General features: G+C 74.9%; 16 protein-coding genes. 5 read left to right on the top strand and 11 right to left on the bottom strand.

Annotated elements, in window-relative coordinates; all coding sequences use genetic code 11:
• Positions 1–7 precede the first annotated feature (7 nt).
• Genes D7044_RS10990 through tsaB form a run of 4 tightly spaced genes read right to left on the bottom strand, consistent with a single transcriptional unit; the run spans position 8 to position 2509 of the window.
• Positions 8–262, bottom strand: coding sequence for a hypothetical protein (locus D7044_RS10990; protein ID WP_120679002.1), 255 nt, complete (start codon positions 260–262; stop codon positions 8–10).
• On the bottom strand, positions 259–1320 hold the full coding sequence (tsaD, locus tag D7044_RS10985) for a tRNA (adenosine(37)-N6)-threonylcarbamoyltransferase complex transferase subunit TsaD (RefSeq protein ID WP_120679000.1): 1062 nt from the start codon (positions 1318–1320) through the stop codon (positions 259–261). Before tsaD ends, D7044_RS10990 begins: the two co-directional genes overlap by 4 nt.
• 3 nt (positions 1321–1323) lie before the next feature.
• Positions 1324–1776 carry a ribosomal protein S18-alanine N-acetyltransferase gene (gene rimI, locus D7044_RS10980; protein WP_199716574.1) on the bottom strand — a complete coding sequence of 151 codons (453 nt, stop codon included), beginning with the start codon at positions 1774–1776 and terminating at the stop codon, positions 1324–1326.
• A gap of 55 nt (positions 1777–1831) precedes the next feature.
• Positions 1832–2509, bottom strand: coding sequence for a tRNA (adenosine(37)-N6)-threonylcarbamoyltransferase complex dimerization subunit type 1 TsaB (gene tsaB, locus D7044_RS10975; RefSeq protein ID WP_120678998.1), 678 nt, complete (start codon positions 2507–2509; stop codon positions 1832–1834).
• 479 nt (positions 2510–2988) lie between these two features.
• Here tsaB and D7044_RS10970 point away from each other — a divergent pair, with 479 nt between their 5' ends.
• Positions 2989–3552, top strand: a complete 564-nt coding sequence (locus D7044_RS10970) for an XRE family transcriptional regulator (RefSeq protein WP_233564948.1) — start codon at positions 2989–2991, stop codon at positions 3550–3552.
• 4 nt (positions 3553–3556) lie between these two features.
• Here the strand turns inward: D7044_RS10970 and ung are convergent, their stop codons facing one another.
• The 6 genes from ung to D7044_RS10940 form a co-directional block, all read right to left on the bottom strand.
• Entirely contained in the window at positions 3557–4255 is a 699-nt protein-coding gene (gene ung, locus D7044_RS10965) for a uracil-DNA glycosylase (protein ID WP_120688795.1), read from the bottom strand.
• 104 nt (positions 4256–4359) lie between these two features.
• The gene (gene tsaE, locus D7044_RS10960; protein WP_120678994.1) at positions 4360–4848 is read right to left on the bottom strand and encodes a tRNA (adenosine(37)-N6)-threonylcarbamoyltransferase complex ATPase subunit type 1 TsaE; all 489 of its coding nucleotides are present in this window, start codon (positions 4846–4848) and stop codon (positions 4360–4362) included.
• Positions 4842–5930: an alpha/beta fold hydrolase gene (locus D7044_RS10955; RefSeq protein ID WP_120688794.1), complete on the bottom strand. Its 1089-nt coding sequence runs from the start codon at positions 5928–5930 to the stop codon at positions 4842–4844. Before D7044_RS10955 ends, tsaE begins: the two co-directional genes overlap by 7 nt.
• Positions 5931–6024: 94 nt before the next feature.
• Entirely contained in the window at positions 6025–7143 is a 1119-nt protein-coding gene (alr, locus tag D7044_RS10950) for an alanine racemase (protein WP_120678990.1), read from the bottom strand.
• A 136-nt stretch (positions 7144–7279) separates the two neighbouring features.
• Positions 7280–8749 carry an NAD(P)H-hydrate dehydratase gene (locus tag D7044_RS10945; RefSeq protein ID WP_120688793.1) on the bottom strand — a complete coding sequence of 490 codons (1470 nt, stop codon included), beginning with the start codon at positions 8747–8749 and terminating at the stop codon, positions 7280–7282.
• A 48-nt stretch (positions 8750–8797) separates the two neighbouring features.
• Positions 8798–9166, bottom strand: a complete 369-nt coding sequence (locus D7044_RS10940) for a holo-ACP synthase (RefSeq protein WP_120679808.1) — start codon at positions 9164–9166, stop codon at positions 8798–8800.
• Positions 9167–9340: 174 nt separating this feature from the next.
• On the opposite strand from D7044_RS10940, the gene D7044_RS10935 reads away from it, so the two are divergent.
• Together D7044_RS10935 and D7044_RS10930 are read left to right on the top strand one after the other, a co-directional pair.
• Positions 9341–9637 (top strand): hypothetical protein, encoded by a 297-nt coding sequence (locus D7044_RS10935; protein WP_120688792.1) that lies wholly within the window; start codon positions 9341–9343, stop codon positions 9635–9637.
• The gene (locus D7044_RS10930; RefSeq protein ID WP_120688791.1) at positions 9634–11226 is read left to right on the top strand and encodes an alpha/beta hydrolase; all 1593 of its coding nucleotides are present in this window, start codon (positions 9634–9636) and stop codon (positions 11224–11226) included. The genes D7044_RS10935 and D7044_RS10930 overlap by 4 nt, the downstream gene beginning before the upstream one ends.
• Before the next feature lie 198 nt (positions 11227–11424).
• Here D7044_RS10930 and glmS read toward each other — a convergent pair whose 3' ends face one another.
• Positions 11425–13338 carry a glutamine--fructose-6-phosphate transaminase (isomerizing) gene (glmS, locus tag D7044_RS10925; RefSeq protein ID WP_120688790.1) on the bottom strand — a complete coding sequence of 638 codons (1914 nt, stop codon included), beginning with the start codon at positions 13336–13338 and terminating at the stop codon, positions 11425–11427.
• Between the two features lie 831 nt (positions 13339–14169).
• Between glmS and D7044_RS10920 the strand changes: the two genes are divergently transcribed.
• Both D7044_RS10920 and D7044_RS10915 read left to right on the top strand, forming a co-directional pair.
• The gene (locus D7044_RS10920; RefSeq protein WP_147434638.1) at positions 14170–14991 is read left to right on the top strand and encodes an MmpS family transport accessory protein; all 822 of its coding nucleotides are present in this window, start codon (positions 14170–14172) and stop codon (positions 14989–14991) included.
• 31 nt (positions 14992–15022) lie between these two features.
• The gene (locus D7044_RS10915; RefSeq protein WP_120684393.1) at positions 15023–16216 is read left to right on the top strand and encodes a pyridoxal phosphate-dependent aminotransferase; all 1194 of its coding nucleotides are present in this window, start codon (positions 15023–15025) and stop codon (positions 16214–16216) included.
• Positions 16217–16227: the final 11 nt, after the last annotated feature.

The raw sequence follows: 16227 nt of genomic DNA, 5'->3' as shown, positions 1-16227 counted from the left end.
CCAGGGGTCAGCGATCGACCTGCGTGAAGTCCCAGGCGTGCGGCGGTCGGGCGACCAGCATCGGCGGCGGATCCGGGAACGCGGGCGGATCGCTGCGCCACTTCGAGATCACCACCAGCCGATGATCGGTGGAGGAGAAGACCTCACTGCTGAGGTGGCGCGGATCGTGCTCGAACTCCGGCAGGGCCGTGTCGCAGACCCAGGTGATCAGGTCGGCGAGGCCGTACGACTCCGCCCGCACCTCCCACATCCGGACGATCACCGCACGTCCCCGGGGACGCTGACGACGGTCAGCGGCATCGCCGAGTCGGCCGGCAGGTCCAGCCGGCTCGGCTCCACCCCGGCGGCGACCAGGTGCGAGCCGAGCGCGGCGACCATCGCCCCGTTGTCGGTGCAGAGCTTGGGCCGGGGCACCCGGACGCGGACGCCGTACTTCTCGGCCCGCTGCTCGGCCATCGCCCGCAGCCGCGAGTTCGCCGCCACTCCCCCACCGATCACCAGCGTCTCGATCCCGTTGGCGCGGCAGGCCTCCAGCGCCTTCACGGTGAGCACGTCGCAGACCGCCTCCTGGAAGGAGGCCGCCACGTCGGCCACCGGCACCGGCTCACCCGCCCGCTGGCGGGCCTCCACCCAGCGCGCCACCGCCGTCTTCAACCCGGAGAAGGAGAAGTCGTACCGGTGCGCGGCGAGGTCCTTGGCGGCGGTGAGGCCGCGCGGGAAGCCGATGGCCGCCGGGTCGCCGGCCCTAGCCTCCCGGTCGATCGGCGGACCACCCGGGAAGGGCAGCCCGAGCAGCCGGGCCACCTTGTCGAACGCCTCGCCGGCCGCGTCGTCGATGGTGGCGCCGAGCGGAGTGACCCCGCGCGCCAGGTCGTCGACGAGCAGCAGCGACGAGTGCCCACCGGAGACCAGCAGCGCGATCGCCGGCTCCGGCAGCGGCCCGTGCTCCAGGGTGTCCACGGCGACGTGCGCCGCGAGGTGGTTCACCCCGTAGACCGGCTTCTCGGCGGCGAGCGCGTACCCCTTGGCGGCGGCCACGCCGACGAGCAGCGCGCCGGCCAGCCCCGGTCCGGAGGTGACGGCGATCGCGTCGATGTCCGCGATGGTCACGCCCGCCTCGGTCAACGCCCGGTCCATGGTCGGCACGATCGCCTCCAGGTGGGCCCGGCTGGCCACCTCGGGCACCACACCGCCGAAGCGGGCGTGCTCCTCGACGCTGGAGGCCAGCGCGTCCGCGAGCAGGGTGTGCCCGCGGACGATGCCGACCCCGGTCTCGTCGCAGGAGGTCTCGATGCCGAGGATGAGCGGTTCGTCAGCCATGGATCAGTCCTCGCTCCGCTGCATGACCAGCGCGTCCGTGTTGCTCGGTTGGTAGTAGCCGCGCCGCACCCCGATCGGCTCGAAGCCGTACATCGCGTAGAGCCGCTGGGCGGGGGCGTTGTCGACGGCGACCTCCAGCAGGGTGCTGCGCGCACCACGCCGGGTCGCCTCGGCGAGAAGGTCCTCCAGGAGCAGCCGGCCGACGCCCCGACGCTGGGCGTCCCGCCGGACCGCGATGTTCTGCACCCACACCTCGTCCGGTGGGGCCCCGGCCAGCCCGGCGTAGCCGAGCACGACGTCGTCGTCGCCGGTCGCGATGCGGTAGTAGTGCCCGTTGGCCAGCTCGTTCCAGAACATCGCCGCCGACCACTGCTCGGCGCCGAAGAGGTCCGCCTCGATCGGCAGCACCTCGTCGATGTGCCACCAGCGGAAGCTGCCGAGCCGCACGGTGCTCACGGCGCAACCCTTGTTCGCGACTGCGGGGCTCGCAGGCCCGGCTCACTCCTCGCGCTCACGGGAGGACCGGCTTGCGGGCGATCGACGCCACGGCATCCGGGCGGCGCAGGTAGAGCGGGGTGAGCCGCTCGCCGGGCGCGCCGGCGCGAATCCGCTCGGCGGCCAGACGGGCCAGTTCGAGCGGGTCCGGGAAGCGGGGCTCGGCGCGGACCGGCAGCCCCAGGACATCGGCGTACCGGTGCGCGCCGTCGCCCACCGCGACGGTGGCCGCGAGGTCGCGGGCCCGCTCGGCGGCGACCGCGGGGGCGCTCACCTCCGGCCCGGCGATCCGCTGGCCCGCGCCGTCGTAGACCGCCCAGTAGACCTCCCTGCGGCGCGCGTCACTGACCGCCAGCACCGGCTCGCCGGCGGCCACCGGGTGACCGATGCCGTCCAGCGAACAGACACCGTACGTGGGTACGCCGAGCACCTGGCCCATCGTGGCGGCCGTGACCAGGCCCACCCGCAGCCCGGTGAACGGACCTGGGCCGAGCCCGGCGACGATCGCCGCGAGGTCGGCGGGGCGGGCGCCCGCCTCGGCGAGGACGGCGTCCACCTCCGGGGCGAGCAGTTCACCGTGCGCCCGGGCATCGACCGTGCACCGGTGCGCCCGCAACGCGACGCCGTCCGCCGAGACCTCGACCAGCGCCGCGGTGACCGCAGGGGTCGAGCTGTCCACCACGAGTACGAGCACGGTATGCCAGCCTAGCCGGACCTCTCGTCACGCCCGGTGACGCCCCACCCGCCGTCCCACATCCCGTACCGACGTTCGTCGTTGCCGTCCCCCGAACGTCTCCGCCCGCGCCGATTCGTGCCGCGAGTCGCCGCGACCACCACCGTCGGTGCCGTAACTACCCGCGAGCTTGATACCTCACAGGCATAAATATGGGTCTTGTGACGCATCTGTGGGTGGTTCGGTGCGTCGGACCCGATCGGCGGCGGGCCTGGCGGGATCGGTCGAGTCGGGTAGTCGCCGCCGCGGTACCGCCACGGCAGCGGCCTGCCCCACGATTGCCGCCATGTCGACCCGCCTCGTGAGGATCCTCGGCCGTACCGTCCGACAGCAGCGCGAGTCGCGTGCGCTGACCCAGCGGCAGCTGGCGGAGCTGGCCGGGGTTCAGCCAGGCAACGGTCGCCCGCATCGAACGCGGCGACCGCACCCCGACCCTGCCCGTGCTCGAGAACCTGCTCGCCGCGATGGGCGGACAGCTCACGGTCGCGGTCGAGCCGCTCGACGCGCACCTGGACGCCGAGCTGGCCGCCCTGGCCGGCCGCCCACTGGCCGACCGGATCGAGCGCCTCAACCTGGACCAGCTGCTCGACCGGCTGGGTGACCTGCCGAACGCGATCACCGGGGCGACCGCCGCGCTGCTCCAGGGGGCGCCGCTACCGGTCGACGCCCCGGAGCTGGCGATCCGCTGGCGCGACTCCGCCCGGCTGACCCGCTGGTTGGAGAAGGCGTACGGCCAGCGGTGGAACGCCCGGTGGAAAGAGTTCGGCGGGCCGCACCTCGAACCCGAGGAGCCGGGCGAGCATCGCTGGCGCACCCGCTACGGCGAGATCCGCGCGGTCATGTGCGACGAGCTGCCGGAGACCGTCGAGGTCCGGCACGGTGGCCGGAGCTACCGGGTGGTGCCCCTGGTGCAGCTGGACGTGACCGACCCCCGCACGGCGGCGCTCCTGCACCGCTACCGCGAAGGGCAGCTGCGCCCGCGAACCGGCCACCACCCGGCGTGACCGGTCAGCCGGCGGACCGCTCCCAGTCGACGGTGGGACGGCCGGCGTCGGCGAGGGCCTTGTTGGCCGCGCTGAACGGCCGGCTGCCGAGGAAGCCACGCGGATTCATCGGGCTGGGATGACCCGCCTCCAGCACGACGTGCTGCGGGCTGGTGACCAGCGCCGCCTTCTTGCGGGCGTAGCCGCCCCAGAGCAGGAAGGCCACCCGCTCGGGGAGCGCGTCGAGCGCCCGGATGGTGGCGTCGGTGAACTCCTCCCACCCCTGGTTGGCGTGTGAGCCGGGAGTGGCCTGCCGGACGGTGAGCACGCTGTTGAGCAGCAGCACGCCCTGGGCCGCCCAGCCGGCGAGGTTGCCGCTGCGCGGCTTCGGCGCTCCGACGTCCTCACCGAGCTCCTTGAAGACGTTGCGCAGCGACGGCGGGACGGAGACGCCCTCGCGGACGCTGAAGCTGAGTCCGTGGGCCTGCCCGGCCCGGTGGTAGGGGTCCTGCCCGAGGATCAGCACCCGGCAGGCGCCCGGTGGGCAGAGCCGGAAGGCGGAGAAGAGGTCCTCCAGGGGCGGAAAGACCGGCCCGGCCGCGTACTCGCGGGCGACGAACTCACCCAGCGCCGCCGTGCGGGCCGGATCGAGGTGCGGGGTGAGCAGGGCGCGCCACTCCTCCGGCAGGAGCGCCGGCAGGTCCAGGGCGGGAACGTCGGCCATCGGCAACCTTTCGCAGTCGGTCGGCCCTCTTCCTACCAGCCGCCCCCGACACCGCCGCGCGGCGGGAGACCGCCGCTCGGGTGGCCGGCGCGGGAAGGAGCCGCTCAGGCCAGGGCGTCGAGGCGCTGCGGCCAGTCGCCGCCCACCGGCTCGAGCTCGACGATCCGGGTGTCGTCCTCGCGGCGGTCGATGCGTACCCGAAGGTGCGCGTCGGTGAGCTGCTCGACCAGCCCCTCGCCCCACTCGACCACCGTCACCGACTCGTCCACCGAGGCGTCCAGGTCCAGGTCGTCGATCTCGGCGCGCGGATCCGCGGCGTCTCCCAGCCGGTACGCGTCGGCGTGCACCAGCGCCACCCGCCCGCCGCCGGCCGGATCGGGCCGGTGCACCCGGGCGATCACGAAGGTCGGCGAGGTGATCGCACCCTGCACGCCGAGGCCGGCGCCGATGCCCTGGGTCAACGCGGTCTTGCCGGCGCCCAGCGGACCGGTCAGCAGCACCAGGTCACCGGCGCGCAGCACGTCGGCCAGCCGGCGGCCGAACTCCTGCGTGTCGGAGACGGTGGGCAGCTTCACGACGACCTTGTTCAACACTCCTCCAGGAACCTCGCCACCGCGGCGTTGACCTCGTCCGCATGCTCCAGCATCACCACGTGGCCACTGTCGGGGATCTTGACGAACTCGGCGTGCGGCAGCCGGCGGACGATCTCCTCCGAGTGGGTCACCGGTGTGATCATGTCCTTGTCACCGACGACCACCAGCACCGGCGTGCCGGCCAGCGCGGCCAACGCCGGGTACCGGGAGTGCGTGGCCAGCGTACGCAGGTACCGGGTGACCGTGTCCGCCGAGGTGCGCGAGTTCATCGTCTCCACGTACGACACGAGGGCCGGGCTGGGACTACTGCCCCCGAAGCCGTACTTGCGGGTGAGCAGCCACGCCACGTTCGACGTCGACTTGCGGGCCTTGTCGATGACCGTGCCGCCGTAGCGGGTGGCGTTGCTCATCATGTGCAGCACCGGCCCGCCGACCCGGCCGATCAGCGCCGGCGCCACCAGCTTGGTCTCGGCGAGCAGCCCGCCGGAGGTGGCCATCAGCACCGTGCCCACGACCCGGTCGCCGAACATCTCCGGAAACAACTCGGCGAGGGCCATGATGGTCATCCCGCCCATCGAGTGACCGATCAGCACCAGCGGCCCCTCCGGGGCGGTCCGGTCGATCACGCGGCGGAGGGTGTGGCCGAGCAGGGTGAGGTCGTACTCGCCGGTCTCCAACCTGCCGGAGCGGCCGTGGCCGGGCTGGTCGTACGCGACCACCCGGTGCTCGCCGCGCTCGGTGAGCATCTTGCGCTGGAAGTGGAACGTCCCCATGTCCAGGCAGAAGCCGTGCACCAGCACCACCGTCGGCCGGCGCGGCGCCGCGCGTTTCGGCTCGACGACCTCGACGTGGATGTCGGTGCCGTCCGGCAGCTCCAGCTGGAACGCCTCGTCGTACGGTTGCTGGCCGAACTGCTCGTCGGCGTACGGATCGGCCGGACGGGACTTGAGCCGGCGGACCAGGACGCGTTCGGTGGCGACGCCGGCGGCCAGACCGGCGGCGGCGACCCCCACCGCGGCACCGACCACCCCCGCGACCCGGCCGGCCGCGCTCCGCGGCCGGGGGATGCGGTACGGCGTCACGGCGCGACCCCGGCTCGCAGGCCTGGCGCACTCCTCACACCCACAGTCGCTACCTTCGCTCGCGATCGCGGGGCCCGCGAGCCCGACTCGCCGCTCACGGTCGTTCGCCGTCGTAGACCCGGGGCACCCGGCTGCTGCCGAACCGGGTGACGATCTCGTAGTTGATGGTGCCCACGGCCTCGGCCCAGTCGTCGGCGGTCGGCTCGCCGTCGGCGCCGCTGCCGAAGAGGGTCACCACGTCGCCGGCCTCGACCGGGTCGTCCCCGCAGTCGAGCACGAACTGGTCCATGCAGACCCGGCCGGAGATGGTCCGTCGCACGCCGCCGAGGTGCACCGGACCGCAGTTGGAGGCGTGCCGGGGCACCCCGTCGGCGTAACCGAGCGGCACCACGGCCAGGTTCGACTCCCGTTCGGTGGTGTACGTGTGCCCGTACGAGACGCCACTGCCGGACGGCACCCGCTTGCTCAGCACCACCTTGGCGCGGGCCGTCATCGCCGGGCGCAGACCGAAGGTCTCCCCCGCCACCGGGGAGAGACCGTAGACGGCCAGCCCCGGTCGGACCAGGTCGAAGTGGGTGTCGGGGCGGGTCAGGGCGGCCGCCGAGTTGGCCAGGTGCCGGTAGCGGGGACGCAGCCCCGCCTCCTCGGCCATGCTCAGCCCCTCGTGGAAGACGGCCAGTTGCCGGTCGGTCGTCGGATGGCCGGGCATGTCGGCGTAGACGAAGTGGCTCCACACCCCGACGACCTCGATCAACCCGTCGGACTGCGCCTTGGCGGCTGCCTCGAGCAGAGCCGGCCAGTCCGCGACGGTCGCCCCGCCCCGGGAGAGCCCGGTGTCGATCTTCAGGTGCAGCTGCGCGGGACGTTCCGCGCGCCGGCTCGCCTGGATCATCTCGTCGAGCTGCGGAAGGCTCGCGGCGGCGAGGTCCACCCCGGCGGCGATCCCCTCGTCCAGCGGCAGCCCAGGGGCCAGCAGCCAGGCCAGCACGGGCGCGGTGATCCCGGCCCGGCGCAGCGTGAGCGCCTCGTCGAGCGTGCAGACGCCGAGCCAGGAGGCCCCGCCGTCCAGCGACGCGCGGGCGGCCGGAACCATGCCGTGCCCGTACCCGTCGCCCTTCACCACCGCCATCACCTCTGCGGTGGTGCCGGACCGGATCCGGCTCACGTTCTCACGGATCGCGTCAAGATCGACGCGTACCTCGGCCTGCCACATGTGCCCAGCGTACTTTCCGGTGTGATCAACGCGCGGCTGGACGCACGCGTGCGTGACCAGCGCCGTGCCCGACCGCCCGCAACGCCGCCCCGGCGGGGGGGCCGACCCGGGCCGCGCCCACGACACCGCGGGACGATCAGCCCAGCCGGGCGATCACCGGGCGGAGCGCGGCGGCCACGTCAGGTGCGATCACCGGGCCGCTCCGGGCCGCCTCGCGGCCGGCCAGCCCGTGCAGGTACGCCGCCGCGGCCGCCGCCCGCTCCGCGGGCAGGCCACCGGCGAGCAGCGAGCCGAGCAGCCCGGCCAGCACGTCACCGGTGCCGCCGGTGGCCAGCACGGGGGTGCCGGTCGGGTTGACGTACGCCCGGCCGTCGGGCGTGCCGATCACCGTCCGGTCGCCCTTGAGCAGGACCACGGCGTTCATCCAGGCGGCGAGCCGCAGCGTGGCCCCCACCCGGTCGGCGCCCGGCTCCTCCCCGCAGAGCCGGGTGAACTCCCGGTCGTGCGGAGTGACCACGGTCGGGGCGTCCCGTTTGCGCAGGTTCTCGGCGAGGGAGCCGTCCACGAGCAGGGTGAGCGCGTCGGCGTCGAGCACTGCGGGAACCGGCGCGGCGAGCACCGCGCGCAGCTCGGCGGCGGCGTCCTCGCCGGTGCCGAGCCCCGAGCCGCAGACCCACGCCTGCACCCGTCCGGCGTCGGCGACCCGCCCGGTCGCGATCACGGAAGGGTGCTCGCGCAGCACCTCGTCCCGGGCGCCGCCGGCGTAGCGCACCATGCCGGTCGGCCCGGCCAACGCCCCACCCACGGAGAGCACCGCCGCGCCGGGGTACGTGGCCGAGCCGGTCGCCACCCCGACCACTCCCCGGGTGTACTTCTCCGACGCCGGGCCGAGCTTCGGCCACCACCGCACGATGTCCGACCGCTCGGTGACCCGCAGCGCCGGTGTGCCGCGCAGCCACGGCCCGAGCCCGATGTCGACCAGCTCGACCTCACCGGCGAGCGGGGCGGCCGGGCCCACCACCAGGGCGGCCTTCAACGCCCCGAAGGTCACCGTCACGTCGGCCCGGACCGCGTTCGGCCGGCCGGCGGCGGTGAGCGGCACGTGGCCGGTGTCGACCGTGACCCCGCTCGGCACGTCCACCGCCACCACGGTGGCCCGCAGGCCGTCGCGCCCGCAGCAGCCGGCCAGGCTGGCGGCCAACTGCTCCGCCGTCTCCCGCAGCCCGCCGGTGCCGCCGATGCCGACGATCCCGTCGAGCACCAGGTCGAGCACGGCCGGCGGGCGGTCGACGACCCGGCCGCCCGCCGCGCGCAGCGCGGCGAGCCCTTCGGCGTGGGCCCGGCCGGGAGTGAGCAGCACGGCCGACACCGCGACGCCGCGCCGGGCCAGGTGGGCGCCGGCGAAGAGCGCGTCGCCACCGTTGTCGCCCGAGCCGGCCAGCACCAGCACCTGGGAGCCGTAGACACCACCCCGGTCGGCGAGGATCAGCGCGCAGCGGCGGGCCAACCCGGCGGCCGCCCGCTGCATGAGGGTCCCGGGCGGGAGGGTGCCGAGCAGGCCGGCCTCCGCCGCGCGTACGTCCGCCACCCGCCACACCGGTCTCACGGCACCGTCCCCCGTCCCACGTCCCGGGCCGATCGGCCCGACCGACCTTCAGCGTTCCGCGACCACCATCGCCGAGGCGATCCCGCCGTCGTGCGACAGCGAGAGGTGCCAGCGGTTGATCCCGTGCTCGACCGCCGCCGCGGCCACCGTGCCGGAGACGGAGAGCCAGGGCCGTCCGCCCGGATCCGGCACGATCTCGCAGTCGTGCCAGTTCAGGCCGGCCGGCGCGCCGAGCGCCTTGGCCACCGCCTCCTTCGCGGCGAACCGCGCCGCGAGCGACTCCGGCAGGCGCGGGCTGCCGGCGCGGGTGTACCGCTCGGCCTCGGTGAAGAGCCGCTCGGCGAGCAGCGGCGTCCGCTCCAGCGCCCGGGCGAACCGGTCGACCAGCACGACGTCGATGCCGACAGCGACGATCACCACTTCACCCTACCGGCGGAGAACCGCGCAGATTAGCCGCCGGGTCCGCGCCGGACAACGCCTGTGGACGACCTGGGCGTACGACCGCCGCACGCCGTCCACAGGGCACCCGGAACGCACCTCCGGCCGCCTAACGTCACGCCGTCGACGCCGATCGATGCGGGGGGTACGGGGATGACCGAGGAGCCGTTCACGGTCCGGCCGGAGGTGCTGCGGGAGGCGGCCCGGGCGCTGGACGACGACGCCTACCGGCTGGCGCACGGGCTGGCGGGCACGCCGGGGCTGACCGTGGCCGCTCCCGGCTGGTCGACGGCCGCGGCGCTGGACGCGCTGGAGGTCGCGGTGCACGGCTGGTTCGGCCGGCTCGGCGGTCGGGTGGCCGAGGCGGGTGGAGCGGTCCGGGCGTCCGTCGACGGATATCAGGCGGTCGACGACCGCGCCGCCCGCCGGCTCGCCGTCCTGCCCCGATGACCACGATCGGTTACGCCCAGCTCTGGGCGGCCGATCCGGGCGCCTGGCGCACCGCCGGCGCGGAGTGGGCCGGGCTGACGGCCCTCGTCGACAGGCGTTCGGCGGCGCTGGCGGCCAGGGGTGCGGCGCTGGCGCAGGGGTGGTCGGGCACGGCGGCCACCGCGGCCGGCGCGCGGGTCACCGACCTCCGCGCCGACCTGACCTCGGTGACGCCGGCACTGATCGAGGCCGACCAGGTGCTCGCCGAGCTGGCGGCACGGATCGCGACCGCGAAGGGGCAGCTCGCCGCCGCCGTGGCCGCCGCGGACGCGTCCGGGCTGGCGATCGACCGCGAGGGGCGGGTGAGCACGGATCCGGCCCGGATCCGGCCGAGCGAGCGGGACGGCCCGGCCGCGGCCCGCGTGACGGCGGCCCTGCGGGAGGCGCTCGAGTCGGCCGGTGCCGCCGACCGGGCGGCGGCGGCGAAGCTGGCCGCGCTCGCGGGGGCCGCCACGGCGGGCTGGCAGGAGCCGCCGCCGCCCGTCCGGCCCGGGCCGGACGCCGACCCGGCGCTCGTCCGGGCCTGGTGGGCGGGGCTGACGCCGGCCCAGCGGCGCTGGCTGGTGGCGCGCGAGCCGGCGCTGGTGGGCCGGTTGGACGGGGTGCCGGTGACCGCCCGCGACCAGGCCAACCGCCTCCTGCTCGGCGCTCACCGGGCGGAGTTGCTGGCGCAGCGGGAGCGGTTGCTGGGCCGGGTGCCCACCGGCCCGGTCGAGGCGGCCCGGCTGCGCTGGCTCGCCGGCCGGCTGACCGGCCTGGACGCGCTCACCGACCGGCTGATCGGGGCGGCGGGGCCGCGCGCGTACCTGCTCGGGCTCGACCCGGCCGGGGAGGGGCGGGTGGTCGTCGCGCTCGGCGACCCGGACCACTCCGACCGGGTGCTGACGTACGTGCCGGGGATGACCGCCGGCCTCGACGACGCGCCCGGCGAGCTCGGCCGGGCGGCACAGGTGCTCTCCCGCTGCGCCGAGCTGGCGCCCGACGAACGGAGCGCGGCCGTGCTCTGGCTCGACTACGACGCTCCGGACTTCCTGCACGAGGCGGTCACGGCCGGCCAGGCGCGGGACGCGGGGCCGACCCTGCACAACTTCCAGGAGGGGTTGCGGGCCACCCACGAGGGCCCGCCGGCCCGGCAGACCGTGCTCGGGCACAGCTACGGGTCGCTGGTGGTGGGCACGGCCGCCCGGGAGCACGGCCTGGCCGCCGACGCCCTCGTCTTCGTGGGCTCGCCGGGAGTCGGTGTGGGGCACGCCACCGAGCTGCGCCTGCCCTCCGGCGAGGTCTGGGCGAGCAGCGCGCCGGACGACGTGATCCGGCTGGCCCGTTCCCCGGACGACCTGGCCCGGCGGGCCATGTTCCACGCCTCGCCGTTGGCTGCGGCGCTCGGCTGGCCGGGGCAGGGCGGGCACGAGCTGTGGTTCGGGCGGGATCCGGCCACGCCGGGCTTCGGCGGGCGGGTCTTCGCCAGCGGAGCGCGCGGCCACACCGGCTACTGGGACGCGGAGAACCCGGCGCTGGACGGCATGGCCCGCATCGTGCTCGGCCGCTGACTGCCGGGCCACGGTCTCGGACGGCCGGGGCGACCACCGCCGGCAGCTCCGGGCCAGCCACCACGACCTGCCTGCGGCCGGCGTAGTTCGGCGTCGAAGCTGGTCACCGGCGCGCACGAGGTGCGCAGGCGGCTTCCCGAGACACCGAGGTCCCGGCCCACCGGGTGCGGCGGACCGGGACCGGACGGGTCGTCGTGGCTACTCGACGGTGACCGACTTCGCGAGGTTGCGCGGCTGGTCGACGTCGTGCCCCCGGGCGGCGGCGATCTCGGCGGCGAGCACCTGCAGCGGCACGGTGGTGACCAGCGGCGAGAGCAGGGTGGGCGTCCGCGGCACGTAGATCAGATGGTCGGCGTAGCGGACGACCGCCTCGTCGCCCTCCTCCGCGATCACGATGGTCCGGGCGCCCCGGGCGCGGACCTCCTGGATGTTGGAGACGACCTTGTCGTGCAGCATGCCCCGGCCCACCGGCGAGGGCACCACGCAGATCACCGGCGTGCCCTTGTCGATCAGCGAGATCGGGCCGTGCTTCAGCTCGCCGGCGGCGAAGCCCTCGGCGTGCATGTACGCGAGCTCCTTGAGCTTGAGCGCGCCCTCCAGCGCCACCGGGTAGCCGACGTGGCGGCCGATGAAGAGGATGGTCGGCTCGGACTTCAGCTCGCGGGCCAGCTCGCGGACCGGCTCGATCCGGTCGAGCAGTTCCCGCAGCTTGCCCGGCATCTCCTGCAGCTGGGCGACCACCGCGCCCACCTCGTCGGCGAACTTGATCCCGCGTACCTGGGCCAGGTGCAGGCCGATCAGGTAGCAGGCGACGACCTGCGTGAGGAACGCCTTGGTGGAGGCCACGGCGATCTCCGGGCCGCCGTGGGTGTAGAGCACGGCGTCGGACTCGCGCGGGATGGTGGAGCCGTTGGTGTTGCAGATGGCGAGCACGCGGGCCTTCTGCTCCTTGGCGTGGCGCAGCGCCATCAGGGTGTCCATCGTCTCGCCGGACTGCGAGATGACCACGATCAGGGTGGACCGGTCGAGCACCGGGTCCCGGTAGCGGAACTCGCTGGCCAGCTCCACCTCGCAGGGGATCCGGGTCCAGTGCTCGATGGCGTACTTCGCGACCAGGCCGGCGTGGTACGAAGTGCCGCAGGCCACGATGAAGATCTTGTCGACGTCCCGCAGGTCCTGGTCGCTGAGGCGGACCTCGTCGAGCGCGATCTCGCCCGACTCGGTGAGCCGGCCGAGCAGGGTGTCGGCGATCGCCTGCGGCTGCTCCTCGATCTCCTTGAGCATGAACCAGTCGTAGCCACCCTTCTCGGCGGCCGACGAGTCCCAGTCGATGTGGAAGTCCTTGCCGCTGGCGGGCTGGCCGTCGAAGTCGGTGATCTCGATCGTGTCGCCGGTGATCAGGACGATCTGGTCCTGCCCCAGCTCCACCGCGTCCCGGGTGTGCTCGATGAACGCGGCGACGTCGGAGGCGAGGTAGTTCTCCCCCTGACCCCGGCCCACCACGAGCGGGGAGTTGCGCCGCGCGCCGACCACGGCACCGGGTACGCCCGCGTCGACGGCGAGCAGGGTGAACGCGCCCTCCAAGCGCTGGCAGACGACCCGCATGGCGGCGGCGAGCAGCTGCGGAGCGTCCGGCTGGCCGGCGGCGCGCAGTTCGGTGAGCGCGGCGGAGAGCAGGTGGGCTACGCACTCGGTGTCGGTGTCGCTGGTGAACTGGACGCCGTCGGCCTCCAGCTCGGCGCGGAGCTTCGCGAAGTTCTCGATGATGCCGTTGTGGATCACGGCCACCCGGCCGTCCGGGGCGACGTGCGGGTGGGCGTTGCGGTCGGTGGGACCGCCGTGGGTGGCCCAGCGGGTGTGCCCGATGCCGGTGGTGCCGTCACCGATGCCGATCGGGCTGGCCGCACAGGAGGTGGGATCTTCGGCGGCGCGCTCGGAGAGCACCTTCTCCAGGTTGGCCAGCTTGCCGGCCTTCTTCTCGGTCAGCAGCTGCCCGTCGCACACCACGGCGACGCCCGCCGAGTCGTAGCCGCGGTACTCCAGCCGCCGCAGCCCGTCGAGCACGATGCCGAGCGCCGGCCGCGCGCCGGCGTAACCCACGATTCCACACATGGTCCGCAGCCTAACCCAGTTTCGCTCATCGCGTGTGCGCGAAAGCCCGGTAAACGATCACTGAACTTGAGCGAACGACCGAGTCGACGCGACGACCGGACCGAATCCCTGGCCGGACGTGCGACGACGCGGCGGTTCACCGCCCCCCGCCTACCCGTACATCCACTGCCGCAACCGGCGGACGGGCGACCAGCTGACCGGCGACAACCCGCCGCGCCGAGTTCACGTCCCGTCCGTGTCCGTACCGGACCAGATGTCCGAACCGTGCGGCCGGCGGACCACTGATCTCCGCCGCCGGACCGTTGATCGACACGACTTCCTTGACGTCGCGGTGTCCGGGTCGGCGGATGCCCCGACCTCAAGGAAGTCGAGTTGATCTCGCCCGCCGCCGCACGCCGAGGGCCGGGGCCGGGGCCGGGGGCCGGGGCCGGGGGCCGAGGCCGGGGGCCGGGGCCGGGGCCGGGGGCCGGGGGCCGGGGGCCGAGGCCGGGGGCCGAGGCCGGGGCCGGGGGCCGGGGGCCGGGGGCCGAGGCCGGGGCCGGGGGCCGGGGGCCGGGGCCGGGGCCGGGGCCGGGGGCCGAGGCCGGGGGCCGGGGGCCGAGGCCGGGGGCCGGGGGCCGAGGCCGGGGGCCGGGGGCCGAGGCCGGGGCCGAGGACCGGGGACCGATTGCCGGGAGCCGAGGGCCGGGAGGCCGGGAGGCCGGGGGCTCCAGCGCGGTCGACACCCCGCCGCCGGCGAGCCGGGCCGGGGAGGGCCGCACCGGGCGGTCGGGCGGTCCGTAGGCTGGCGGGCCCCGACCGACGCGCTCGCCCACGCGAACTGGAGTACCCATGTCCGACGGGCCGCCGCCCTCCGATCCGTCGCCACCCGCTCCGCCACCCGAGCCCCAACCCTGGGCGCCACTCGATCCGGCATCGACCGAGGAGAACACGGCGCGGCCGGATCTCTGGCTCGCCACCCCACTCCATTCGCCCGCTCCGACGGCCGACGCGACGTCGGTGCCGATCGTCGATCTCGGCGGCGGCGTCGCGTACCCGGTCACCGGTGACGCACGGCCCCGCGCGCGGCGGGGCCGGCGGCTCGTCGGCGCGCTCCTCGCCGGGGCGCTCCTGCTCGTCGGCGGCGTCGCACTCGGTGCGCGCCTCTCCGACCCGCCCGCGGACCACGCCCAGGCCGACCCGTTCGCCGACGACCTGTCGGCGGAGAGCGGGGACGGCGACACGGCCACGGACGGCGAAGACGGCGACACAGCCACGGACGGCGGGGACGGCGACACGGCCACGGACGGCGAAGACGGCGACACGGCCACGGACGCCACCTCGGCGCCGACCCCCTCGGCCAGCCCCGCCACCACCCCGTCCGGCGGTCCCGGCCTGATCTCGGTGGTCTACGAGGTGACCGGCCGCGGGCGGGCCGACATCCTGTACTACGACGCGAACGGCGTCCCCGTCTGGTTGGACGCGAGGTCGTTGCCCTGGCGCAGGAGCATCCGTACCGATCATCGCGACCAGGTGGTGTTGCAGGCCAGCCGGATCGCCGGCACCGGGGACACGCTCACCTGCTCGGTCCGGGTCGACGGTGGCGCCCCGATCACCGAGAAGGTGGGTGTCGCGGGCTCGCGGGCAAGCTGCTCCGGTGGAGCGGTCGGTTGAGCCGGAGCCGGGAAGTCGTAGGCTGGCGGGCGTGACGACGACCGCCGATGTCGATCCGCTGGTGGCCCGGATGCGGCCGTTCGGCACGACCATCTTCGCCGAGATGTCCGCGCTCGCCGTACGCACCGGCGCGGTCAACCTGGGCCAGGGCTTCCCGGACACCGACGGCCCGCCGGAGATGCTCGCCGCCGCCGCCGAGGCGCTGCGATCCGGGCAGAACCAGTACCCGCCGGGCCCGGGCATCCCCGCCCTGCGCGCGGCGGTGGCGGCCCATCAGCGCCGGTTCTGGGGGCTGGAGTACGACCCGGACGGCGAGGTCGTGGTGACGGCGGGCGCCACCGAGGCGGTCGCTGCCGCGATCCTCGCCCTCTGCGAGCCGGGCGACGAGGTGGTCTGCTTCGAGCCGTACTACGACTCGTACGCCGCCTCCATCGCCCTGGCCGGCGCGGTCCGCCGCCCGGTGACGTTGCGCCCGGTCGACAATGGCCGGTACGCCTTCGACCCGGAGGCGCTGCGCGCGGCGTTCGGGCCGCGGACCCGGCTGGTGCTGCTGAACTCGCCGCACAACCCGACCGGGAAGGTCTTCACTCCGGCCGAGCTGGCGCTCGTCGCCGAGCTGTGCCAGGAGCACGACGCGTACGCGGTGACCGACGAGGTCTACGAGCACCTGGTCTTCACCGACGCCTCCGCCCCGCACCTGCCCCTCGCCACGCTGCCGGGTATGCGGGAACGCACCCTGCGGATCTCCTCCGCCGGCAAGACGTTCTCCTGCACCGGGTGGAAGATCGGCTGGGCGAGCGGACCGGCGCGGCTGGTCTCCGCGCTGCTCCGGGTGAAGCAGTTCCTCACCTTCGTCAACGCAGCGCCGCTGCAGCCTGCAGCGGCGGTGGCGCTGGGCCTGCCGGACGAGTACTTCAGCGGGTTCCGGGCCGGGCTGCAGGCGCGGCGAGACCAGCTGGTCGAGGGCCTGAACGACGCCGGCTTCGACGTGCTCGCCCCGGAGGGCACGTACTTCGTCACCGCCGACGTCACGTCGCTCGGCGGCCGGGACGGGGTGGAGTTCTGCCGTTCGCTGCCGCAGCGGTGCGGGGTGGTCGCGGTGCCGACCCAGGTCTTCTACGACGACGCCGAGGCCGGGCGGCGGCTGGTCCGCTTCGCCTTCTGCAAACGGCCCGAGGTGCTGACCGAGGCGGTCACCCGCCTGCGCCGACTCGCCGCGGGCTGACCTCCGGACGG

Source organism: Micromonospora musae, from assembly GCF_003626635.1.
GTDB lineage: Bacteria > Actinomycetota > Actinomycetes > Mycobacteriales > Micromonosporaceae > Micromonospora > Micromonospora musae.
The sequence above is the reverse complement of the archived record's forward strand: the minus strand, read 5'-3'. Positions and strand labels throughout refer to the sequence as shown.